Genomic DNA, 23,246 nt, shown 5'->3' on the forward strand with positions numbered 1-23,246 from the left:
TGTGTCCTTCTGCGGAAAGGGACGGACGGGACGACGAACGAGTCCGCTGATCGTAAGGGGAGGGAGGGCCCCTTCCACAGGGCGTCCTCGTATCGATCCGTGGTGGGACCAGAAGAATTTGAGCCGCAGATGCGCATTACCTACGCTCGAAGGCATGCGGCTGATGCGATCCACCGACCTGGCACTGCGCACGCTCATGCGCCTGGCCGTGGTGGGCCGGGAGGCCTCGGCGCCCACGACGCGCGAGGTGGCCGCCGACATGGCGGTGCCCTACACCCATGAGGCGAAGGTCGTCGCCGAGCTCCAGAAGATGGGCCTGCTGGAGGCCCGCAGGGGCAGGGGCGGCGGGCTCGCGCTGACCGAGGCGGGCCGCGGGGCGTCGGTGGGCGCGCTGGTGCGGGCCTTCGAGGGGGCGGGCGACGTGGTGGACTGCGAGGGCGGCACGCCGTGTCCGCTGAACTCGGCATGCCGCCTGCGTGACGCCCTGCGCAGGGCGCAGGAGGCCTTCTACGCCTCGCTTGACCCGCTGACGGTGGCGGACATCGTCGCGAGCCCGACGGGCCCGCTGCTGCTGGGCATCACGACCCGCGCCGACGGCTGACCCGCCCTGCCCGCTAGGGGGCTTCTGATGGATCTCCGCGGCGTCGCGACGCCCGGCACACCGAGAGGACGCACCGAACGCCGCTCCTCCTTCCGCGGAGATCCATCAGAAGCCCCCTAGCCCTGCGCCAGCCAGAGGTCGGGACCGAACACTTCGTAGTGGATGTCGGCGGCGGCGACCCCGCGCCCGATCAGCTGGGAACGTACCGCCCGCATGAAGGGCAGCGGCCCGCACAGGTACGCGCGCGTGCCCGCCGCGACCGCGGTCGGCAGGGCCGCGAGGTCGACGCGCCCGGTGAGCTCCGCGGGGTGGCCCGCGTCCGGCCGCTCGTAGAAGAAGTGCGCGGCGCCGTCCGGGAGTTTGCCGGTGTACGTCTCGTGGTCGGCGCGCAGTGCGTGCTCGGCGGGGGAGCGGTCGGCGTGCACGACGGTGACGGGCGCCCGGTGCCCCGACACGGCGAGCTGCTCCAGCATGGCGATCATCGGGGTCACACCGATGCCCGCGGAGGCGAGCAGCAGCGGAACATCCGCGTCCGAGTCGTCGAGGACGAGATCCCCGTACGGTGCGGAGACGCGGAGGACGTCGCCCTCGTGCACGCGCGCGTGCAGCTGGTTGGAGACCTCGCCCTCGGGCGTCCCCGCAGCCCCCCGCACCCGCTTCACACTGATCTGCCGCACCTCGGAGCCGGGCCCTCCGGAGAGGCTGTACTGCCGTATCTGCCGTGCCCCGTCGTCGAGTCGGACCTGTACGGACACGTACTGCCCCGCCCGGAAGCCCGGCGCGGGCGCCCCGTCGACGGGCCGCAGCCGGAACGTGGCGACGTCCTCGGTCTCCTCGACGCGCTCGACGACCTGCCACCCGCGCCACGTGTCCTCGCCCGCGGCGACGCCCTGCCCTGCGTAGAGCCGGGCCTCGATGGCGATGAGGGCGTTGGCCAGCAGCCAGTAGACGTCGTCCCAGGCGGCCGCGACCTCGGGGGTGACCGCGTCGCCGAGCACCTCGGCGATGGCGGCGAACAGGTGGCGGTGCACCGTCCCGTACTGGTCGGGGGCCACGCCGAGCGAGGCGTGCTTGTGCGCGATGCGGTTCAGCATCACGTCGGGCCGCTCGTCGGGGTGCTCCACCAGGTGCGTCGCGAAGGCGGCGATGGAACCGGCCAGGGCCTGTCGCTGGGTCCCTGCGGCCTGGTTGCCGCGGTTGAAGAGGTCCCTGAGCAGCTCGGGGTGGGCGGTGAAGAGCCGGTCGTAGAAGCGCTCGGTGATCTCGCCGATCGCCGCTCCGACGACGGGAAGCGTGGCGCGGACGGTCGCGGCTGACTGTGGTGACAGCAACGTGGGCTCCTCAGTGCCTGGAGACGATGAGCAGGGCTCGGTAAGGGAGGGTTGCGCCCCCCTTGTCTGTTTCGGCACTCAAATTAGCATCTCAGATGCAAGTTATAGCGCCGGGGTCCCGGTACGGGGTGGGCGACGGTCGGGCGGGGAGCCGGGGCCCGCCGCCGTTACGGCCGGACGGTGCAGCAGGCACTATGGGCACAGAGCGGCAAGAGAAACGGCTCGCACGCCGCGGCCCGGGGCCCGCAACGCGCGCGAAACCAAGGAGTGGGATGCTCGTGTGCCCGGTGTGTCCCGGGGCGCGGGTGCAGGTGGCCTGACCAGCAAGGATGGGTGGAAGCGGAAGATGAACAAGCAGCAGGAATTCGTGCTCCGTACGTTGGAGGAGCGCGACATCCGGTTCGTGCGCCTGTGGTTCACGGACGTCCTCGGCTTCCTGAAGTCGGTGGCCGTGGCCCCGGCCGAGCTGGAGCAGGCCTTCGACGAGGGCATCGGCTTCGACGGCTCGGCCATCGAGGGTTTCGCCCGGGTGTACGAGTCGGACATGATCGCCAAGCCGGACCCCTCCACCTTCCAGGTGCTGCCCTGGCGCGCGGAGGCCCCCGGCACGGCCCGCATGTTCTGCGACATCCTGATGCCGGACGGCTCCCCGTCCTTCGCGGACCCGCGCTACGTACTGAAGCGCGCCCTCGCCAAGACCTCGGACCTGGGCTTCACCTTCTACACCCACCCCGAGATCGAGTTCTTCCTGCTGAAGGACAAGCCGCTGGACGGCTCGCGGCCCACCCCCGCCGACAACTCCGGCTACTTCGACCACACCCCGCAGAACGTGGGCATGGACTTCCGCCGCCAGGCCATCACGATGCTGGAGTCCATGGGCATCTCGGTGGAGTTCAGCCACCACGAGGGCGCCCCCGGCCAGCAGGAGATCGACCTCCGCTACGCCGACGCGCTCTCCACGGCCGACAACATCATGACCTTCCGCCTGGTCATGAAGCAGGTCGCCCTGGAGCAGGGGGTGCAGGCCACCTTCATGCCGAAGCCGTTCTCCGAGCACCCCGGCTCGGGCATGCACACCCACCTCTCCCTCTTCGAGGGCGACCGCAACGCGTTCTACGAGTCGGGCGCCGAGTACCAGCTCTCCAAGGTCGGCCGCTCCTTCATCGCGGGCCTGCTGCGGCACGCCGCGGAGATCTCCGCGGTCACCAACCAGTGGGTGAACTCCTACAAGCGCATCTGGGGCGGCTCCGAGCGCACCGCGGGCGCGGGCGGCGAGGCCCCCTCGTACATCTGCTGGGGCCACAACAACCGCTCGGCCCTGATCCGCGTCCCGATGTACAAGCCCGGCAAGACGGGCTCCGCACGCGTCGAGGTCCGCTCGATCGACTCGGGCGCCAACCCCTACCTGACGTACGCGGTGCTGCTCGCCGCCGGACTCAAGGGCATCGAGGAGGGGTACGAGCTCCCGCCGGGCGCCGACGACGACGTGTGGGCGCTGCGCGACGCCGAGCGCCGCGCGCTGGGCATCGAGCCGCTCCCGCAGAACCTGGGCGAGGCCATCGCGCTCATGGAGAAGTCCGAACTGGTCGCCGAGACCCTCGGCGAGCACGTCTACGACTTCTTCCTCAGGAACAAGAAGCAGGAGTGGGAGGAGTACAGGTCGGAAGTCACGGCCTTCGAGCTCCGGAAGAACCTGCCGGTGCTGTAGCGGCGCCGTCCGGTGAAGGCCCGGTCCCGTGCGGGACCGGGCCCGTGGGTCAGCCCTGCGGCACGATCGCCTCGCGCAGCGGCGTCGTCGCCCGCACCCGGTACTCCTGGATCGCCCAGCCGTTGCCGTCCGGGTCCGTGAAGTACATGAAGGTGCCGCCGTCCTGCGGCGCGTGCTGCACCGGCTCGGAGACGTCCAGGCCACGCGCGACGAGCTCGGCGTGTGCGGCCTTGGCGTCGGCGACGCACAGCTGGAGGCCCTGGTAGGAGCCGGGGGCCGGAGTGGGGCCTTCCATCGTCTCCCAGAGCGTGTCGGCCAGCGCGATGGAACAGCCCGAACCCGGCGGGGTCAGCTGCACGATGCGCATCCCCGGCATGACCTCCGTGTCGATGTCGACGTGGAAGCCCAGCTTGTCGCTGTAGAACTCCTTCGCCCGGTCGATGTCACTGACCGGCAGCGGGATCACTTCGAGTGTGTATTCCATGGCCCGCAGTACACCAGGGAGTTGAGGCCCTGTCAGCGGCCGTGCGCAGGGTGTCGCGGGGCGGCCGGGCGCCGGTTCGCCGGGGAGGCCGTAGGCTCGGGCCGAGGGGTGATCGAACGGAGGCTCGGATGACGGTGCCGCAAGGGCGACGGAGCAGTACGTTCACGCGGCTGCTGCGGCACGGCTTCACCGACCCGTCCGCCGCGGAGCGGCTCCTCGACGACCCCGCGCTGAGCGCCGTGCGCGACGACCCGCTGCTCCTGGACGCGCTCGGCGCCACCGCCGACCCCGACCTCGCGCTGCTGGGCCTCGTCCGGCTGGTGGAGGGGCAGGACGACGACCTCGGCCGACGGGAGCTGCTCGACACCCTCGTCACCGCGAAGCCCCTGCGCGACCGCCTCCTCGGCGTGCTCGGCGCCTCCGAGGCCCTCGCCGACCACCTGGCCAGGCACCCGCTGGACTGGCGGGCCCTCGTCACCTACGAATCGGCCGACCTGCACCCCGGCGTGGAGGAGTTCGAGCGGGGCCTCGCCGACGCCACCGACCCGGTGTCGCTGCGCGTCGCCTACCGCCGCTGCCTGCTCTCCATCGCGGCACGCGACGTGTGCGGCACGACCGACGTCGCCCAGGCGGCGGCCGAGCTCGCGGACCTCGCCACGGCGACGCTGCGGGCGGCGCTCGCCATGGCCCGCGCGGCGGCGCCCGGCGACGCCGCGCAGTGCAGGCTCGCGGTGATCGCCATGGGCAAGTGCGGCGGCCACGAGCTCAACTACGTGTCCGACGTCGACGTCATCTTCGTCGGCGAGCCCGCCGACGGGGCCGACGGCGCCGACGAGGACAAGGCGATGCGGGCCGCGACCCGGCTCGCCTCGCACATGATGCGGATCTGCTCCGAGACGAACGTCGAGGGCACCATCTGGCCCGTCGACGCGAACCTCCGCCCCGAGGGCCGGAACGGCCCCCTGGTCCGCACGCTCTCCAGCCACCTCGCGTACTACCAGCGCTGGGCCAAGACCTGGGAGTTCCAGGCGCTGCTCAAGGCCCGGCCGGTCGCGGGCGACCTCGCGCTCGGCGAGGAGTACGTCACCACGCTCGCGCCCCTCGTCTGGCAGGCCGCGGAGCGCGAGAACTTCGTGCCCGACGTGCAGAAGATGCGCCGCAGGGTCGTCGAGAACATCCCGGTGGGCGAGGTCGACCGGGAGCTGAAGCTCGGCCCCGGCGGGCTGCGCGACGTCGAATTCGCCGTCCAGATGCTGCAGTTGGTGCACGGCCGCAGCGACCGTTCGATCCGCAGTGGGTCGACGCTCGTCGCGCTCCAGGCGCTGGGCGCGGGCGGCTACGTGGGACGCGTGGACGCCGCCCAGCTCGACGACGCGTACCGCTTCCTGCGCGCCCTCGAACACCGCATCCAGCTCTACAAGCTGCGCCGCACCCACCTCGTGCCGGAGGGCGACCCGGACCTGCGGCGCATCGGCCGCTCCCTGGGCATGCGCACCGAGCCGATCACCGACCTGGGCCGCGCCTGGAAGCGGCACACCTCCGTCGTACGCCGCCTGCACGAGAAGCTCTTCTACCGCCCCCTGCTCGACGCCGTCGCCCAGCTCGCCCCCGGCGAGACCCGGCTGAGCACCGAGGCGGCCCGCGAACGCCTGGTCGCGCTCGGCTACGCGGACCCCAGCGCGGCGCTCAGGCACCTGGAGGCGCTGGCGTCCGGCGTGACCCGCAAGGCGGCCATCCAGCGCACCCTGCTGCCGGTCCTGCTCGGCTGGTTCGCGGACTCCGCCGACCCGGACGCCGGTCTCCTCGGCTTCCGCAAGGTGTCCGACGCGCTCGGCAAGACCCCGTGGTACCTGCGGCTGCTGCGGGACGAGGGCGCGGCGGCGGAGAACCTCGCCCGCGTCCTTTCCGCCGGACGCCTCGCCCCCGACCTGCTGCTGCGCGCCCCCGAGGCCGTCGCCCTGCTCGGCGACCAGCGGGGCCTCGAACCGCGCGGCCGCGGCCACCTGGAGCAGGAGATCCTGGCGGCGGTGCGCCGCGCGGACGGCGCCGAGCAGGCCGTGAGGGTGGCGCGCGGGGTGCGCCGCCGCGAGCTGTTCCGTACCGCGGCGGGCGACCTCGTCCGCTCGTACGGCACGGAGGACAGCCCCGCGGAGGAAGACCCCGGCACGCTCGTGGACCGGGTGGGCGACGCGGTGTCCGACCTGACGGCCGCCACGATCGCGGGCACGCTGCGCGCGGTCGTCCGCGACGGCTGGGGCGACACGCTCCCCACCCGCTTCGCCGTCATCGGCATGGGCCGCTTCGGCGGCCACGAGCTGAGCTACGGCTCGGACGCGGACGTCCTCTTCGTGCACGAGCCGCGCGAGGGCGCCGACGAGCAGGAGGCGGCGAAGGCGGCGGCCAAGGTCGTCGCCGAGATGCGCCGACTGCTCCAACTGCCGTCGGCCGACCCGCCGTTGCTCATCGACGCCGACCTGCGCCCGGAGGGCAGGAGCGGGCCGCTGGTGCGCACCCTGCGCTCGTACGAGGCGTACTACCGCCGCTGGTCCCTGGTCTGGGAGTCCCAGGCGCTGCTGCGGGCCGAGCCGGTCGCGGGGGACGAGGAGCTGGGGCGCGCCTTCATCGGCCTCGTCGACCCCCTGCGCTATCCGGCGGAGGGCCTCGGCGAGGACGCGGTCCGCGAGATCCGCCGCCTCAAGGCCCGCATGGAGGCGGAGCGGATGCCGCGCGGCGCCGACCCGACGCTGAACGCGAAGCTGGGCCGCGGCGGCCTCTCCGACGTCGAGTGGACCGTCCAGCTCCTCCAGCTGGAGCACGGCTGGGCCGAGCCGGGGCTGCGCACGACCCGCACCCGGGAGGCCCTGGCCGCGGCCTGCGCGGCGGAGCTGATCCCGACGCAGGACGCGGCGACCCTCGACGAGGCGTGGGTCCTCGCGGCCCGGGTCCGCAACGCGGTCATGCTGGTGCGCGGCCGGGCGGGCGACACGTTCCCCTCCGACGGCCGGGAACTGGCGGCCGTCGCCCGCTACCTGGGATACGACCCGGGCCACGTGGGCGACATGCTGGACGACTACCGGCGCATCACGCGCAGGGCGCGGGCCGTGATGGAGGAGCGCTTCTACGGCGCGTGAGGCCGGAGCGCCGCCCGCACTGCCCCAACAGACACGAGACGCTGCCCTTGCGCACCTGGTCCGGTGGCCGCTCCATGGCGTATCCAGGAAGCGTACGATCCGTCTGCCTGGAGGCCCCATGCGTGCCCGTGAAACCGCCCGACCCGCCGACGGTGAGCGAGCAGGCCGCGCACCGGCCCGTCCCGCCGCGTCGCCGTCGAGCGCGGGCGGCGGCATGACCGCTCAGGAGATCACTGCGCTGCAGCGCACCGCGGGCAACGCGGCCGTCGTCCAGGCGGTGCAGCGGTCCGCCGTCCACGACGTGCTCCGCGGCGGCGGGCGGCCGCTCGACACGGGCACCCGCACCGACATGGAGGCCCGCCTCGGCGCGGACTTCTCCGACGTCCGCGTCCACGACGACAGCGCCGCGAAGGCCTCCGCGGCCGAGGTCGGCGCCCGCGCCTACACCTCGGGCAGCCACGTCGTCATCGGCGACGGCGGCGCGGACCGCCACACGCTCGCCCACGAGCTGACGCACGTCATCCAGCAGCGGCAGGGCCCGGTCGCGGGCACCGACCACGGCAACGGGCTCAAGGTGTCGGACCCGTCCGACCGGTTCGAGCGCGAGGCCGAGGCGAACGCCCACCGGGTCCTGTCGGGTCCGGCGCCCGAGGCCCACACGGAGGCGGCCCCGGAAGGGCACGCGGCCGCAGAAGGTACTGAGGTACAGCGCGCCCCGAGCACCCAGACGGCCCCGCGCGTGGACTGGAACCAGCTCCTGGACACCATCGTCGGCCAGGACCGTTCGCTCGCCGGGTTCCAGTTCGGGTCCGAGTGCCGGAACAACGGCGGCAACAACCTCATCTCCCGGCCCGTGGAGGTGACCGTCAGCGCCGGCGGCACCACCGCCAAGCTGGCCGTCCACCTCAATGTGATGCTCACCAGCGGCGGCGAGGTGCGGGACCGCAAGACCGGCGACTCCACGGCGTCGATCAGGGGCTCCCTCTTCCACCTGACGGCCCGCCCGATGGCAGGCCAGAACCTGATCCACGCAGCGGGCGCGTCCAGCCTCACGGCGCAGGAGTCGATCCACGTGGGCCGCAACAACGCCGACGGCTGGAACAACCGCCCCGGCAACACCGAGGCCCTCGCCGGATCCGTCGACGTGCCGCGCGAGGCCCTCCTCGCCGCGCTGGACGCGAAGTACCCGCACAGCGGCATCGAAGGCCTGATCGAACGCTTCAAGAAGGACGTCGGCCGCGCCGTCATCCACGGCCTCGCCCCGGACGTCGTCCACGTGAACTGGGACGGCGACGAGTCGTTCAAGTAGGGCCGGGACCGCCCCGCACCGCCACCTCGCGCGGCAGCGCATAGGGCATCGAGCCGTACCAGAGACGGGCCACCGCGAAGCCGAAGGCCAGGCAGATCATGCCGCCGACCGCGTCGAGCCAGAAGTGGTTGGCGGTGGCCACGATGACGACGAGGGTGGCGACGGGGTAGAGCAGGCCGAGGATCTTCGCCCAGGGCGCCGACGCCAGGGCGAAGATCGTCAGGCCGCACCACAGGGACCAGCCGATGTGCATCGACGGCATCGCCGCGTACTGGTTCGACATGTTCTTCAGGTCGCCGGAGGCCATCGAGCCCCACGTCTGGTGCACGACCACCGTGTCGATGAAGTGGGTGCCGTTCATCAGGCGCGGCGGGGCCAGCGGGTAGAAGTAGTAGCCGAGCAGGGCCACCGCCGTCGTCGCGAAGAGGACGAGGCGCGTGGCCGCGTACCGCCCGGGATGCTTGCGGAAGAGCCACACCAGGACACCGAGCGTGACGATGAAATGCAGGGTGGCGTAGTAGTAGTTCATGCCGACGATGAGCCATGTCACCGAGTCGACTGCGTGGTTGACGCTCTTCTCGAAGGCGACCCCCAGATCGCTCTCGACGCGCCAGATCCAGTCCGCGTTGCTCAGCGCCTGCGCCTTCTGTTCCGGCACGGCGTTGCGGATCAGTGAGTACGTCCAGTAACTGACCGCGATCAGCAGGATCTCGAACCACAGACGGGGGCGGCGGGGTGTTCTGAGCCGACGGAAATGACGCAGGACATTCTGCCCATTGCGGCCGTTCTTCTCGTCCGCGATGGGTGATGCAGTGGGCCTTTCCTGGCCCTCAAGTGTCGTCACGGTGGTCTCACCCATAGGGACAGAGTCTGCCAGATCCCCACCCTTCGACCGATCATCCCTTGGTCGCGTTCGGACCGCATTCTCTACGACGCAGGAAGGAGACGGCGTCCCTGAGGTGACCCTAGGGGCGCCTGGGACCCGATGCTGTTGAACCCCGAACCACCAGTTCGGGCATGAAGACGAATTCGCCGGGTGGCGCGGGGGTGCCGCCGATCTCCTCCAGGAGCGTGCGCACCGCGGCCTGGCCCATCGCGGGCACCGGCTTGCGCACGGTGGTCAGCGGCGGGTCCGTGAACGCGATCAGCGGCGAGTCGTCGAAGCCGACCACCGAGACGTCGTCCGGCACCTCGAGGCCGCGCTGGCGCGCCGCCCGTATCGCCCCGAGCGCCATCATGTCGCTGGCGCACGCGACGGCCGTGCAGCCGCGGTCCAGGAGCGCGGAGGCCGCGGCCTGACCGCCCTCCAGGGTGTACAGGGAGTGCTGGACCAGCTCCGTCTCGACGGCGTCGGGGGACAGTCCCAGCTGGTCCGCCATCGTGCGGACGAACCCCTCGATCTTCCGCTGGACGGGCACGAAGCGCTTCGGCCCCAGGGCGAGCCCGATGCGGGTGTGCCCCAGGGAGACGAGGTGGGTCACCGCGAGGCGCATCGCCGCGCGGTCGTCCGGTGAGACGGCCGGTGCCTGCACCTTCGGCGAGAAGCCGTCCACCAGGACGAACGGGACGCCCTGGGCCCGCAGCTGTTCGTAGCGGTGCATGTCGGCCGAGGTGTCCGCGTGCAGCCCCGAGACGAAGATGATCCCCGCGACCCCGCGGTCGACCAGCATCTCGGTGAGCTCGTCCTCCGTGGAGCCGCCGGGGGTCTGCGTGGCGAGCACCGGCGTATACCCCTGCCGGGTCAGGGCCTGCCCGACGACCTGCGCGAGCGCGGGGAATATCGGGTTCTCCAGCTCCGGCGTGATCAGCCCGATCAGGCCCTCGCTGCGTCGGCGCAGCCGCACCGGGCGTTCGTAGCCGAGCACGTCGAGCGCGGCGAGCACGGACTGGCGGGTGCCCGCGGCGACGCCCGGCTTGCCGTTGAGCACGCGGCTTACTGTCGCTTCGCTGACCCCCGCCTGGGCTGCGATGTCGGCTAGCCGTGCGGTCACAGGATTGGACTGTACCGGTCGTGTCTCAGGCTGCCCACCAGACCGCCGAATCCGCCGGAAGCACGGTCCGTCCGGCGCCGGGCACGACCTCCGTGCTCGCGAGGAGCGGCGTGCCGGGCGTCGGCAGCGCGACGGGCGACGCCGAGAGGTTCACCGTGCACACGAACGAACCGGCGGGGGTGACGCGGCGGAAGGCCAGGACGCCGTCCGGCGACGGCAGCCACGTGATGTCGCGGCCCGCGCCGAGCGCCGGATGCGCGCGGCGCACGGCCAGCGCGCGGCGGTAGAACTCCAGCGTCGACGCCGGATCGCCCGACTGCGCGGCCACCGAAAGATCCTTCCAGGAGTCCGGCTGCGGCAGCCAGCTCGGGCCGCCCTCGCGGGGCCCGAAGCCGAACGGCGCGCGCTCCCCGGACCAAGGCAGCGGCACCCGGCACCCGTCGCGCGTGCCGTCCTGCCCCGCGCTGCGGAAGAACGCCGGGTCCTGGCGCACCTCGTCCGGCAGCTCCGTCACCTCGGGCAGGCCGAGCTCCTCGCCCTGGTACAGGTATGCGGAGCCGGGCAGAGCCAGCATCAGCAGCGTGGCCGCCCGCGCCCGGCGCAGACCGCGGGCCTCGCTGCCGTCGGCGAAGCGCGTCGCGTGGCGTACGACGTCGTGGTTGGAGAGCACCCAGGTGGCGGGCGCGGCCACGGCGTTCATCGCGGTGAGGGAGCGGTCGATGACCTCGCGCAGCGCGACGGCGTCCCAGCCGGTCGTCAGATACTCGAAGTTGAAGGCCTGGTGCAGCTCGCCGCGGCGCAGGTAGCGGGCGCTGCGCTCGACCGTCGGCGTCCACGCCTCGGCGACGGCGATCCGCCGTCCCCCTGCCCCCTCCCCGTACGCGTCGAGGATCCCGCGCCAGTCGCGGTAGATCTCGTGCACGCCGTCCTGGTCGAAGTACGGCACGGCCTGCTTGCCGAGCAGCTTGACCTGCTCCGCGTGGCCGATGTCCGGCAGGCCCGCCGCCTTGACCAGGCCGTGCGCGACGTCGATGCGGAAGCCGTCGACGCCGAGGTCGAGCCAGAAGCGCAGGACGGAGCGGAACTCGTCGTGGACGTCCGGGTGCTCCCAGTTGAAGTCGGGCTGCTCGGGCGCGAAGAGGTGGAGGTACCACTGCCCGTCCTCGACCCGGGTCCAGGCGGGACCGCCGAAGACGGACTCCCAGTCGTTCGGTGGCAGTCCGCCGTCCGCGCCCCGGCCCGGCCGGAACAGGAAGCGGTCGCGGGCCGCGGAACCGGGGCCCTCGCGCACCGCGCGCTCGAACCACTCGTGCCGGTCGGAGCAGTGGTTGGGCACGATGTCGACGATGACGCGCAGGCCGAGCGCGTGCGCCTCGCCGATGAGGCGGTCGGCGTCGGTGAGGGTGCCGAACATCGGGTCGACGGCGCGGTAGTCCGCCACGTCGTACCCGGCGTCGGCCTGCGGCGACGCATAGAAGGGGGAGAGCCAGACGGCGTCCACGCCCAGGTCGCGCAGGTACGGCAGGCGGGCCGTGATGCCGGGCAGATCGCCCATGCCGTCGCCGTTCCCGTCGGCGAAGCTGCGCGGATAGACCTGGTAGATGACGGCGTCGCGCCACCACTCTCCTGCGGACGAGGACTCGGTGGCGGGCGCGGCGGTGACGTGCTGGGTCATGTGGTCCCTCAGGACGGGCGGGGCGGTCGGAGTCTCCGGTAGAACGCCCGGCGGAACGCGAAGGTCACGAGCGTGTCCCCCGCACCGGTGGCGTCACGGGCCGGGCGGGCCGCAGATTCTACCGCCAAGTACCCCTCCTGCCACGGAAGTTCCCTGAGCTTCACCGATCCCGGTCGGAGCCGCTCATCGTCTCCCGTCGGGTGCGCCGGGGCGCTAACTTGGTCGGGCAGGCCCGCGGGAGGTCTGCCCCGCCAGCCCCAAAGGGGCCCGTGTGAGCGTGAACGCCAAAGCAGGCACCACGATCCTGGTGGTGGACGACGTCGCCGCCAGCCGATACGCGCTGGGCGCGGTCCTGCGCAGGGACGGCCACCGCGTCGTCCTCGCCGCCAGCGCGGGCGACGCCCTCATCGAGCTCGACGTGCGCCGCCGCGCGGGGCGGCTGCCCGACGTGGCGCTCGTCGACGTCGGCCTGCCCGACATGAGCGGCTTCGACCTGTGCCGCCGCCTCAAGGAGACGCCGCCGTTCGCCGCCCTGCCCGTCGTGCACTTCTCGGCCGCCCGGATAGCCCCCGCCGACCGGTGCCTCGGCCTGGACGCGGGCGGCGAGGCCTATCTGACGGTGCCCGCCGAACCCGAGGAGATCCAGGCCGTCGTGCGCGCCGCGGCCCGCGGCGCACGCCACCGCAGCGACGCCGAGGCGCAGGCCGGGCACCTGACCCGGCTCGCCGAGACGATCCTCGCCGTGCAGTCGGCCCGCTGCCCGCGCGAGCTCGCCGAGGCCGCCGCGGTCGGCACGGCCCGCCTCACCCACGGCCCCGCGGCCGCCTTCGTCATCGGCGACGACGGCGAGCTCCACCGGAGCCTGTCCCGGCGCAGGGCCCACGCCGCACTGCCCGACGAGGGCGCGCACGACGCCGTGGTGCGCCTGATCCAGCGCCGCATGACGGGCCACGTCGGCGTGCACGACACCATCGTGCCCGCACCCCTGTGGCCGTCGGGCTTCTTCCACGCCGAGCCGTCCGACGGCACCGCGCGCCCCGTCGGGGCCCGCCTCGCCATGGCCCGCGCCCACGAAGGCGCCGCGCCCGTCTGCCTCGCCACACCCGTGTACGACCAAGGACCCGCGCCCGGCACCGGGCGGTTCGTGGGACGGCTCGCCCACGCCACCGCGGTCGCCGCCGAACGACTGCTGATGTACGAGATGGAACGCCACATCGCCCTCACCCTCCAGCGCAGCTTCCTGCCCGCGCACGTGCCGCAGACCCCCGGCACCGAAGTCGTCGTCCGCTACGAACCCGCCACCCGCGACACGGAGATCGGCGGCGACTTCTACGCCTCGCTCGACACCTCGCAGGGCCTCCTCACCGGCATCGGCGACGTCGTCGGCCACTCGCTGGAAGCCGCCACCGTCATGGTCGAGATCCGGCACGCGCTGCGCGCCTACTGCATAGAGGACCCCGACCCCAGGTCGCTCGCCCGGCGCCTCGACGGCATGCTGCAGCGCTACCACCCCGAGGTGACGGCCACCCTCTGCCTGGCCCTCGTCGACCCCGCCACCGGCCGCACCCGCGTCGCCAACGCCGGACACATCCCGCCCCTCGTCGTCGCCGACGACGGCACCGCCCACTACCTCAGGGCGTGCGGCCCGCTGCTCGGCCTCGGCCTGGACAGGCCGCCGCCCACCGAGACGGTCCTGCGCCCCACGGACCGGCTCCTCCTGGTCACCGACGGGCTCATCGAGACCCGCGGTACCGACCTCGCCGAATCCATGGAGCACCTGCGCACGGTCGCGGCCGAAGCGCCCCTGGGCGTCGCCGCCCTCTGCGACACCCTGCTCGCCTGCCTGGGCCACGGCCGCGACGACGACATCGCGCTCCTCGCCATGCGGCTGCGCGCCGACGGCCAGGGCCCTTCCGGCACAGGCCCTAGCCGACCGACCGCTCCATGAGCAGCACGCCGTACGGGGCGCCGTCCGCGGCGGCCTTGTCCGCCAGCTCACCCACGACCCCGTAACCGGCCTCTTCGTAGTACGTGCGCAGCCGGGGGTTGGTCACCACGACGTCCAGGCGGCTCACCGCACGGCCCGCCGCCGCTATCCGGCGCTCGGCGTCCCTGAGCAGCGACCGGCCCGTGCCCGCGGGCGCCCCGCGCCGCGTCATCAGCCGGTGCACGTACCCGGCGACCGGCGGCTGCGCGCCCCACGCCTGCTCGTCGGTCCACCACAGCTCGTACGCGCCGAGGGCCCCCGACCCGTCGTACGCGAGCCACACCTCCGCCGTCGAGGAGCCGATCACCCGCTCGAAGTGCCGCTCGTCCTTGGCGCCCGGCTGCCACTGGTCGATGCCGTGGTCCAGCATCCAGCGTGCCGCACCTTCGTAGAGGCCGGTCAGGAGGGCCGCGTCGCCGAGGTCCGCGCCGCGGAAGGTCAGTTGTGCTGTCATGGGGCCAGTGTGGCAAGCCGTTCGAGGAGCTCCGCGAACGGGCCGTCGGCCGGTTCCGAGGCGAGGACCTCGCGCAGCAGCTCCGCCATCCCCTTGTCGTAGGCGGCGCTCACCGCGGCCAGTGCCGCGAAGTCGTGCACCAGCTGCAGCTCGAGCTCCGCGCGCGGGATGCGTCGGCCGTCCAGCCAGATCAGCGCCGTCGACTCGGCGAGGGAGATCCAGGACCGCACGACGAGTTCGAGCCTGGCGGACGGCTCGGTGACGTCGAGCTGGACGAGGACCTGCTCGTACGCCGCCTGGCGCACCGAGTCGACCAGCGCGTTCGTCGTCGAGGAGCCGACCGCGGGGCCGCCCCGCATCAGCGCGGAGAAGCCGGGCCCGTGCTCGTCGACGAAGGAGAAGAAGCGGCCCATCACCCGCAGCAGCCGGGCCCCGGGCGGCCCTTCGCGGGGCTCCACGAACCGCCCGGCCAGGTCGTCCGCCGCACGGCGCAACGCCGCCTCGTACAGGCTGAGTTTGCCGGGGAAGTAGTGGTAGACCAGCGGGCGCGAGATGCCCGCGGCCGCTGCTATCTCGTCGATGGACACGTCGTCGGGGGAGCGGTGGCTGAACAGTTCGAGCGCGACCCCGATCAACTGCTGCCGCCGCTCCTCGACACCCATCCTGCGGCGCACCCCGGTTGTCATGCGAACACCTTACCGAGCAGAACCGGCCCCGCCACCGGCCGGTCCCCGTCCGTCCCGGACGTCCGCCTCACATGTCCAGGACGAGCCGTTCGCCGCTCGCCCGCGAGACGCAGATGAGCATCGAGTCCGCCCGCTCGCCGTCCGTGAGCAGCTCGTCGCGGTGGTCGATCTCCCCTTCCACGACGCGCTGTTGGCACGTTCCGCAGAATCCCTGCTCGCAGCTGTACGCGGTGTTGGGCAGCTCGGCGCGGACGGCGGCGAGCACCGTGGTGTCCGCGGCGACCGCCACCGTGCGTCCGCTGCGCCGCAGTTCGACCTCGAACGCGGCGTTGCCTTCGGTCGAAGTGCGTGGCGTGAACCTTTCCAAGTGCAGCGAACATCCGTCGGGCAGGACGGCGTCGACGGCGTCCATCAGGGCCTCGGGACCGCACACATGGACGGCCGCGCCCTGCGGGGTTCCGGCGAGGAAGGCGGCCAGGTCCGGCCGTCCCGACTCGTCCTCGGCGACGACGGTGACGCGCCCGCGCCCGGCGCCGCCGAGCTTCTCCACCTCTTCGAGGAACGGCATCGACGCACGGGAACGCCCCCCGTACAGCAGCCGCCACTGCGCCCCGGCCGCCTCGGCGGCCCGCAGCATCGGCAGGATCGGGGTGATCCCGATGCCGCCCGCCACGAACACGTACGACGCCGCGTCGGCCAGCGGGAAGCGGTTGCGCGGCCCGCGCACCTCGACCTCGACGCCCTCCCCGAGCTGCTCGTGCACCTCGCGCGAGCCGCCCCTGCCGCCCTGGTCCGCGGCGATCAGGCGGGTCGCGACGGTGTACGAGGAGGTGTCCTCGGGGTCGCCGCAGAGCGAGTACTGCCGCACGAGCCCCGACGGCAGCACGATGTCGAGGTGGGCGCCGGGCTGCCAGCCGGGCAAGTCCCGTCCCTCCAGGCGCAGTTGCACGACTCCTTCGGCGACGGCCTCGTGCCGGGCGACGCGCAGCCGCAGGGCCCGGGAGCGCGGCTGCCCGGAGATCGGCTCCTCCAGGGCGGGCAGCGGCCACAGCGGGGAGGCCCCGATGCGGCGGCGCATGGCCCGCCTGGTGAGCAGGGCGACGCCCGCGAGGAGGGCGACGGTGCGGATGCGGGGCATGTCAGGCGGTCCCCTTCTCGGCGGCGAGCGCCGCGACGGCGGCGGGCGAGGAGGCGAGATAGGCGGCGGCCTGCTCCGTGCTGCCCTCCTGCGAGGGGTGGTAGGCCCGGCTGAGATAGCGGGGGATGGAGCGGATCATGTCGCCGGTGGAGGGCAGGGTCCCCGCCTGTCCGCTGCGGTAGAACTCCTTGAAGCTCGCCCTGCCGTCGACGAGCGTCGGGTCGTTCTCCATGAAGAACCGCGCCCCGCGCTGCCAGAGGAAGACCAGGGCGCTGAACGCCGTCGCCCACGTCCTGGCCCGGCGCCGGTAGCCGCCGTCGACGTGCATGAACAGCTCGAAGGCGACGGACCGGTGCTCGACCTCCTCCGCGCCGTGCCAGCGCAGCAGGTCAAGCATCGTGGGGTCGGCGCCCCTGCGGTCCAGCTCGTCGGCGTTGAGCACCCAGTTGCCGAGGAACGCGGTGTAGTGCTCGATGGCCGCGATGATCGCGACGCGCTCCATCAGCCACCACTGGCGCGGCTTGCCGGGCGGCAGTGTCCGGTCGCCGAGCAGCTTCTCGAAGAGCCAGTCCACCTGGGCGGTGTACGGCGTCGGGTCGAGCCCCTGCTCCTTGAGGTGCGGAAGCACCTCGTCATGGGCCTGCGAGTGCATGGCCTCCTGCCCGATGAACCCGATGACGTCCTCGCGCAGTCTGTCGTCGCGGATCAGCGGCAGGACCTGCTTGTAGACGTGCACGAACCAGCGCTCACCGGCGGGCAGCAGCAGGTGCAGCACGTTGATGGTGTGCGTGGCGAACGGGTCGTTCGGGAGCCAGTGGAGCGGGGTGTTCTCCCAGGAGAAGGAGACGTTGCGTGCCTTGAGCGCGATGTGCTCGGACGCGACGGGCTCGGGCGCCCGGCTCTGCGTATTAGACATGGCGTCAATGTACTGATGGGTAGTTCAGCGGTACAGGGGTCTGCGCGGGTAACTTCCGTCAGCGGAGTGTCGTGACCTTCGTTCCGTCGGCCAGTCGGCCGGTGAGCCGGGCCTTCGTGGACCGCTCGGTCCGCGCCGCCAGGACGTTGCCCACCGCGCGCTCACCGCCGGACGCGGTGACGGACGTGACGTTCTTGCTGCCCGCGCCCAGGAGGTACCAGGAGCCCGCCCGGGACTTCCACAGCACGCCCGCGAGGACCTTCGGGTCGCGGCTGCCGCACGCGGGGGAGTCCTCGGCCTTGGCGGCGACGGCGCCCGCGGGCCCGTCGGAGGTCTGGAACTGGGCGAGGATCCGGCTGCCCTCGCCCCGCCAGGTGTCGGCGCGGGTGCAGACCCAGTCGGCGGCGCCATTGGCCTCGGGCAGGAGCTGCTGGGCGTACGTCCACGCGTTCACGGAGCGGACGCCGTGCGAGCGCACCGTGGCGAGGGAGCACGCGGACTTCGACCACTCGGCGGGCGTGGCCTCGCGGGGGGCCTGCGGGCGGCCCGCGGTCAGATGGGCGGGGACGAGCTCGCCGAGGTCGGTCGACATGCGCACCGCGCCCGAGTCGTCGCGCAGCCGCAGCGCGTTCCACGTGGTGCACGCGCCGGACTGCACGGGGCCCGCGAAGGGGGCGGTGACGCCGTCCGCGGAGCGGCGCAGCGCGACGGCCTTCGCGGCGGGCTTCAGCAGGTCCTGCACCCCCGCGGCCTTGATCCACGGAGCGGTCAGATAGCGGATGTTCCCGTCGGCGCGGTCGACGACGACGGCGTTCGCCTCGGTGCCGGTCGCGCCGTCCACGCGCGCGAAGTCGAGGGCCGCGCCGCCCGTGCCCTCCTTCGGCTCGGCGTACCGCACGATGCGCAGGCCGTCGTAGAGCAGCACCACGCGCGCGGAGTCGACCTCGCCCGCGTAGAGCAGCCGGGCAGGTCCGGGCGGCGCCCCGGCCGCGGTGCCCGGCGTCGCCGAGACCTGTACGGACTCGCCGGGGCGGGCCCAGACGGCGAGGGCGCGGCGGAGCAGCCCCGTGTCGCCGATCAGGTCTCCGCGCGCGGGCCACACGGAGAAGTCGGTACGAGCGGAACGTTTCCACGCCCCTGCGGAGGCCGTCGTCAGCTGCCCTGGATCGAGGGCGGCCTGACCGGCGGGGTTCTGCGCGTAGGGCGGGGCGGCGGCGCCGTCGGGTCCCCAGCCGTCGCCCGGCAGCCCGAGCAGCGCCCCGCAGACCAGCACGGCGACGGCCGCGATGCCCGCGGCCTTCATGTGCTGCCTGCGTCGCATCAGGTCGGTCGGCCTCGCCTGCAGTGAGCAGGGGTCGAACTCGGGGGACCCGAGCAGGTCGTACCGGGCCTCGACGCCGTCGGCCTCGTCCAGCGCGTCCTCGGGGTCGTCGCAGCCCGCGGCGGCGAGCACGGCATACACGCCGTCGTCGTCGAGCCCTTCGAGGCCCCGCAGGACGTAGGCGGCGCGGGCGTCGCCCGACAGGGCGGACAGACGCTGGTCCAGGGCGAGTTCGTCGGCGCCGCCCGAGCGCGGGAAGAGCCGCAGCCCCCGGACGTGCGGCAGCAGCGGCGGCAGCTGGGCCCGCTTGGGCCAGGAGTTCCAGCGCAGGGGGAGTCCGGCGTCGAGGGCGCCGCACAGCACCTGGAGCCGGATGTACGCGTAGGCGGGATCGCCGAGCGCCCGTGACCTGTCGCCCTCACCGCCCCCTCCCCGCTGGCCGGGGACGGCCGCTTCCCCCGTCCTGCGGCTGCGCGGCAGGGCGCGCTGGGTCAGGGCGTGGGCGGTCAGGACCCGGCGGTTGCGGCCGAGGCTCGGTGGCAGCACGAGATACGCGAGCCGGACGAGCCGCGGGTAGTGCTCGACGAGGGCGGCCTCGGCCTGCTCCACGTCGACCACCGGGGTGGGGCGGCTGGACTTGGGGGACTTCGACGGAGACTGCACATTCGACGACACGTTCAGCAAAACGAGCGAATCGTCGGATGGTCACCTCATGACTGGCCGTCCGCCACGAGCTCGCGGGCGTAATGGGCCATCGACCTCTGGTAGCGCGGCAGATGAGGGGCGAGGGCGCCGAGCACGAGGGCGAGGCCTTCGCGCTCGCGGCCGAGGTTCGCGAGGCACAGGGCGAGGCAGGCGCGCAGCGCGTCCTCCAACTCGCCCTCGCCCCTCTCCAGTTCGGCGGTGAGCAGGGCGACGCCCTCTTCGGCCCGCCCGACGTTCCGCAGCGAACTGGCGAGCTGAACGGCCGTGCGGCGCCTGCGGTATCCGTCGAGCCCGCGCTCCAGGGCCTCCTGGTAGAGCGGCACCGCCCGGTCCGAGTGCCCCGTGGAATCAAAGGCACTGGCCCGCTCGAAGAGCCCGACGGGGTGCCCTTCCGGCAACTCACCCGCGAGCCCGTCGATCACCGCACGAAACTCCCCGGCCCTGTCCTCCTCATAGGAGTCCAGCGTCCCCCAGGCAGCCTCGACCCGCTTCTCCCAATCTGCATCCATCCCCCCACCCTGGCACCCCCCTCCCCCCACGTCACGCCCTTTTCCGGTGGTCAGGCGCCACTACCCCAGCCGCCACCCGCTGAACTCCACCGTCCCGCGCCCCCCGTCACCCCCGTTCGTCGCACTCATGAAGAACCCCACGTCCTGCGCCGCCGCCACCCCCGGCACCGGCACCGTCGCCACCGTCCGCCACGTCGCGCCCTCGTCCGTCGAGCACGCACCTGTGAAAGTGCCGCCTGCGCGGGAGAGCCGGAGCAGTACGGGGGCCGAGATGCCCGTGATGCGTTTGTACGTGTCCAGGGTGCCGTCGCCGTTCGTGTCGTACGAGAGGACGACCCCGTTGCCGGGCGTCACGGCCAGGTCCAGGAAGCCCGGGGAGAGCGGCTTCGACAGGGAGTTGCGGGCGATCAGGCCCGCGCGGGCCCAGGGGCCCGTCACCTCCTGCTTGTCGACCCGTACCGTGACCGACACCCCGTCCCGCAGGGCGCCCTCCCGGTACAGCGTCCCGAACTCGGCCGTGCCCTTCCAGAGGTCGGCGCCGCCTCCGTCGATCGCGTACCGCTCCTTCAGCTGGCCGAAGACTGCCGCGTTGTTCGTGTAGGACTTCCAGGCGTCGTCCACCGGACCCGCCTCGAACAGCACGCCCTCGTGGACGGAGCGCACCCGCCGCTCGCCCGCGGGCCCGTACCGCACGGCGATCTCGTACGGGAGCGGGCGCAGCGGCCGGTCCAGGGGAGTGTCCGGTGCCGAGGCCCGCCACGTCACCTTCCCCGTGCCCGCGGGTGCGACCCGCGGCAGGGAGACGGGTCCCGTCGGCTCCGCCTCGATGCCGGTCAACTCGAAGTCGACGCGCCCCGTGGCGCGCAGCCCGTTGACGTTGCGGAAGGAGGCCGTCAGGCGGGCGTGACCGGCGGGCGGGAAAGCGGGCGGGTCCGCGGTGACCTCCAGGGTGCCCTGGTAGGGCGCGCGCGCCAGGGCGTCCCGGACCCGGGTGGCGATCCGGTGCGGGGAGCCGGTGGGCGGGCGCAGCGGGTAGTCCTTGCGTTCCCGCGTCCACTTCTCTTCGAGCGCGAACCAGTCCACGGGCTTCGGCGCCCGCCCGGCCGCCAGCGCGTCGGCAAGCTCGTCCAGCCACTGCTGCCAGCGCGGGACGTACAAGTCGCCGATGAGGCCGTGCCATTCGCGGTTGCCGTAGTCGTGCAGCCGCCCCGCGTCGGCCGTGGCGCGCTCGCCCCACACGGTGATCAGGACCTTGGCGGTCCGCTCGAACTCGGCGCGTTCCGTGTCGCTCGTCCCCATCCGCCGGGCCGCCTCGATCCAGGGGCCGAGGAGGAACGCCGCGTGGGTGCCCGTCACCTCGTCGGTGAGCCGCATCAGGCGCAGCCACAGCGCCGCGAGGGTGGCGAAGGTCTGCCGGTCCTTGCGCTCGTACGCGGCCCGTAGCTGTGGCAGCAGCTGACGGCTGCGGTGGGCGAGGGCCTGCCGGGCCACGTCGACCACGTCGTGGCGGTAGGCGGCGCTGCCCCGCAGCGGCCCGGCCACGCCGAGGATCCCGGTGAGCGCCGCGTCGAACAGACCGGGGTCGTAGGTGAGCGCGCGCGGTGCGTACTCCGCGGCGCGCGCCGCCGCGAGGTCGGGCCGCGCGGCGAAGAGCGAGTCGTGCGGGTCGCTGCGTTCGACGGCGGTGTGCTGGTAGGCGGTGTCGTTGAGGGCCCGCCAGGCGGACCGCGCGGCACGGTCGTGCCCGCCGTACCGGAAGTCGGCGTAGGAGGAGAACCAGTCGGCGCGGTCCACCGGCTCCTGCGTCCAGGCCAGCTCGGAGAAGAGCTCGAAGGCCGCGGGGTCCCGGTCCGTGGCCTCCGGCATGAAAGCGGTGCCGGTCAGCGCGCTGCCCGCCTTGTCGCGCCAGGCGAAGAACCGCTCGTTCCAGAGGTGGGTGCGGGCCCCGATCGTCGTGCGCCCGCCGAAGTTGGGGATGGTCCCGAAGGCGTACGGGGTGCCGCCCCAGTCCTTCTCCCGGTCCGGCACCTTCGCGTACCGGTCGGAGACGCCGTCGACGATCAGCATCCGCTTCTTGTCGACGGCGTCGAGCAGCGCGGGCAGCGGGTTGGCCTCCCAGCCGAGGATCACCCAGGTGGCGCCGGGCCGCGCCTTTCGCAGAGCCGCCTCCACACCGCGGGCGGCGTCGGGCACGGGCACGTCGCCCGCGGTGCCGCCCTCGTGCAGCAGGTCCATCTTGAAGAGGTCGGCGGGGCCGAAGAGCTGTTCCTGGTGGCGGTAGAAGGCGGCGGCGACCTTGGCGAACGTCGAGGTGCGGGGGTCGAGCCAGTCGGGTCTCGCGAACCCGTGCCACGAGCCCTGCGGGACGACGCGCGCGTCGCCGCCGTTGCGCTCGACGAACCCGTCGGGCACGTGGCCGTAGTAGCCGGGGAAGGCGGGCGCGATGCCGAGCTCGCGCAGCCGCCGGACGATGCGCTGCCCCAGCTCGACCCGGTCGTCGATCAGCCGGTCCGAGAGCGGCCCGCCGTACCCGGAGAGGTTCTGCAGCAGCCACCAGGGCTGGTGCGAGGGGGCGGGCAGCCACGCCCTGGCCTCCGCGTCGGAGTAGCCGAACTCCGTCAGGATGCGCCGGTACACCGCTTCGGCGCCCGCGATGACGAGAACCTCGTTGCACCCGTGCAGGGCGAGCACGTCGATCATCCGCTCCCAGTACGCCCAGTCGGCGTACGGCGCGGTGTACCCGTCGTTGGTGTCGTTCAGGGCGAACCGGTGGGGGAGCGAGGTGGACCGCTCCAGCGTCCTGGCCGGTGCGGGCAGCCTGCGCGGCAGGTCCAGCTGGCTGCCGTGCCAGGTGATGTGGGCCCCGCAGACGTACTTCAGGTACCAGTGGACGCCGGTGAGCAGGACGGCGGGCGTCGTGCCGGACACCTCGATCCGGCCGGTGCTGCCGGTGACCTTGAAGCGGTCCTCGCGGCCGCGGGCGGGGAGGAGTCTGAGCCGGAACTGTTCCGCGTGATGCGGCAGGAGTCTGTTGAGCGCGGAGCGCGCGGAATCCGTATCGAAGGCGGGGCCCGCGTCGGGCCCGGTGGGTCCGGCGGGCCCGTCGGCGGCGTGGGCCGACAGCGGTACGCCGACGGCGGCGCCGAGGCCGAGGGCCCCCGCGGTGCCGAGCACGGTACGTCGGGACGGTTCGGACATGTGTACCCCCTGGGGTGACGGCTGCGGCGCACGGTATCCGCGCGGCCGACCGTCCTCAACGGTGCATACGAGACAGGCGAGTTCGGCTCGTCGGAAGAGGCT

General features: G+C 73.0%; 17 protein-coding genes. 5 read left to right on the top strand and 12 right to left on the bottom strand.

Going from position 1 to position 23,246, the window contains the following annotated elements; all coding sequences use genetic code 11:
- Positions 1 to 154 precede the first annotated feature (154 nt).
- A complete protein-coding gene (locus ABZV77_RS36170; protein ID WP_356266494.1) occupies positions 155 to 601 on the top strand; it encodes an Rrf2 family transcriptional regulator in 447 nt (148 codons plus the stop codon).
- Positions 602 to 717: 116 nt separating this feature from the next.
- Here the strand turns inward: ABZV77_RS36170 and ABZV77_RS36175 are convergent, their stop codons facing one another.
- Positions 718 to 1,932, bottom strand: coding sequence for a globin domain-containing protein (locus ABZV77_RS36175; RefSeq protein WP_356266495.1), 1,215 nt, complete (start codon positions 1,930 to 1,932; stop codon positions 718 to 720).
- A 346-nt stretch (positions 1,933 to 2,278) separates the two neighbouring features.
- Here ABZV77_RS36175 and ABZV77_RS36180 point away from each other — a divergent pair, with 346 nt between their 5' ends.
- Positions 2,279 to 3,640, top strand: a complete 1,362-nt coding sequence (locus tag ABZV77_RS36180; protein WP_055564891.1) for a glutamine synthetase family protein — start codon at positions 2,279 to 2,281, stop codon at positions 3,638 to 3,640.
- Positions 3,641 to 3,689: 49 nt separating this feature from the next.
- Here ABZV77_RS36180 and ABZV77_RS36185 read toward each other — a convergent pair whose 3' ends face one another.
- Positions 3,690 to 4,124, bottom strand: a complete 435-nt coding sequence (locus ABZV77_RS36185; protein WP_356266496.1) for a VOC family protein — start codon at positions 4,122 to 4,124, stop codon at positions 3,690 to 3,692.
- Between the two features lie 128 nt (positions 4,125 to 4,252).
- Between ABZV77_RS36185 and ABZV77_RS36190 the strand changes: the two genes are divergently transcribed.
- Together ABZV77_RS36190 and ABZV77_RS36195 are read left to right on the top strand one after the other, a co-directional pair.
- Positions 4,253 to 7,255, top strand: a complete 3,003-nt coding sequence (locus ABZV77_RS36190; RefSeq protein ID WP_356266497.1) for a bifunctional [glutamine synthetase] adenylyltransferase/[glutamine synthetase]-adenylyl-L-tyrosine phosphorylase — start codon at positions 4,253 to 4,255, stop codon at positions 7,253 to 7,255.
- A gap of 118 nt (positions 7,256 to 7,373) precedes the next feature.
- A complete protein-coding gene (locus tag ABZV77_RS36195; protein ID WP_356266498.1) occupies positions 7,374 to 8,564 on the top strand; it encodes a DUF4157 domain-containing protein in 1,191 nt (396 codons plus the stop codon).
- Here the strand turns inward: ABZV77_RS36195 and ABZV77_RS36200 are convergent.
- The 3 genes from ABZV77_RS36200 to ABZV77_RS36210 all read right to left on the bottom strand — a co-directional run bounded on the left by ABZV77_RS36200 (position 8,557) and on the right by ABZV77_RS36210 (position 12,230).
- Complete coding sequence (locus ABZV77_RS36200; protein ID WP_356266500.1) at positions 8,557 to 9,423, bottom strand: phosphatase PAP2 family protein; 867 nt, start codon at positions 9,421 to 9,423, stop codon at positions 8,557 to 8,559. The two genes, ABZV77_RS36195 and ABZV77_RS36200, sit on opposite strands and share 8 nt — an antisense overlap.
- A 106-nt stretch (positions 9,424 to 9,529) precedes the next feature.
- A complete protein-coding gene (locus ABZV77_RS36205) occupies positions 9,530 to 10,555 on the bottom strand; it encodes a LacI family DNA-binding transcriptional regulator (protein WP_356266502.1) in 1,026 nt (341 codons plus the stop codon).
- 25 nt (positions 10,556 to 10,580) lie between these two features.
- Complete coding sequence (locus tag ABZV77_RS36210) at positions 10,581 to 12,230, bottom strand: glycoside hydrolase family 13 protein (RefSeq protein ID WP_356266504.1); 1,650 nt, start codon at positions 12,228 to 12,230, stop codon at positions 10,581 to 10,583.
- 277 nt (positions 12,231 to 12,507) lie between these two features.
- On the opposite strand from ABZV77_RS36210, the gene ABZV77_RS36215 reads away from it, so the two are divergent.
- Complete coding sequence (locus ABZV77_RS36215; RefSeq protein WP_356266506.1) at positions 12,508 to 14,178, top strand: fused response regulator/phosphatase; 1,671 nt, start codon at positions 12,508 to 12,510, stop codon at positions 14,176 to 14,178.
- Here the strand turns inward: ABZV77_RS36215 and ABZV77_RS36220 are convergent.
- From ABZV77_RS36220 to ABZV77_RS36250, 7 genes are all read right to left on the bottom strand, one after another.
- Positions 14,156 to 14,671: an N-acetyltransferase gene (locus ABZV77_RS36220; RefSeq protein ID WP_356266507.1), complete on the bottom strand. Its 516-nt coding sequence runs from the start codon at positions 14,669 to 14,671 to the stop codon at positions 14,156 to 14,158. The genes ABZV77_RS36215 and ABZV77_RS36220 overlap by 23 nt on opposite strands.
- The gene (locus ABZV77_RS36225) at positions 14,668 to 15,357 is read right to left on the bottom strand and encodes a TetR/AcrR family transcriptional regulator (RefSeq protein ID WP_356266509.1); all 690 of its coding nucleotides are present in this window, start codon (positions 15,355 to 15,357) and stop codon (positions 14,668 to 14,670) included. Before ABZV77_RS36225 ends, ABZV77_RS36220 begins: the two co-directional genes overlap by 4 nt.
- Positions 15,358 to 15,424: 67 nt before the next feature.
- Positions 15,425 to 16,495 (bottom strand): PDR/VanB family oxidoreductase, encoded by a 1,071-nt coding sequence (locus ABZV77_RS36230; protein WP_356266510.1) that lies wholly within the window; start codon positions 16,493 to 16,495, stop codon positions 15,425 to 15,427.
- A gap of 1 nt (position 16,496) precedes the next feature.
- Positions 16,497 to 17,411: a metal-dependent hydrolase gene (locus ABZV77_RS36235; protein ID WP_356266512.1), complete on the bottom strand. Its 915-nt coding sequence runs from the start codon at positions 17,409 to 17,411 to the stop codon at positions 16,497 to 16,499.
- A gap of 58 nt (positions 17,412 to 17,469) precedes the next feature.
- Complete coding sequence (locus tag ABZV77_RS36240; RefSeq protein ID WP_356266514.1) at positions 17,470 to 19,395, bottom strand: hypothetical protein; 1,926 nt, start codon at positions 19,393 to 19,395, stop codon at positions 17,470 to 17,472.
- 47 nt (positions 19,396 to 19,442) lie between these two features.
- Entirely contained in the window at positions 19,443 to 19,946 is a 504-nt protein-coding gene (locus ABZV77_RS36245) for a tetratricopeptide repeat protein (protein ID WP_356266516.1), read from the bottom strand.
- 60 nt (positions 19,947 to 20,006) lie between these two features.
- Positions 20,007 to 23,144 carry an alpha-N-acetylglucosaminidase gene (locus ABZV77_RS36250; protein WP_356266517.1) on the bottom strand — a complete coding sequence of 1,046 codons (3,138 nt, stop codon included), beginning with the start codon at positions 23,142 to 23,144 and terminating at the stop codon, positions 20,007 to 20,009.
- Between the last annotated feature and the right edge of the window lie 102 nt (positions 23,145 to 23,246).

Origin of the sequence: Streptomyces sp. NPDC004732, from assembly GCF_040609235.1 — a bacterium.
GTDB lineage: Bacteria > Actinomycetota > Actinomycetes > Streptomycetales > Streptomycetaceae > Streptomyces.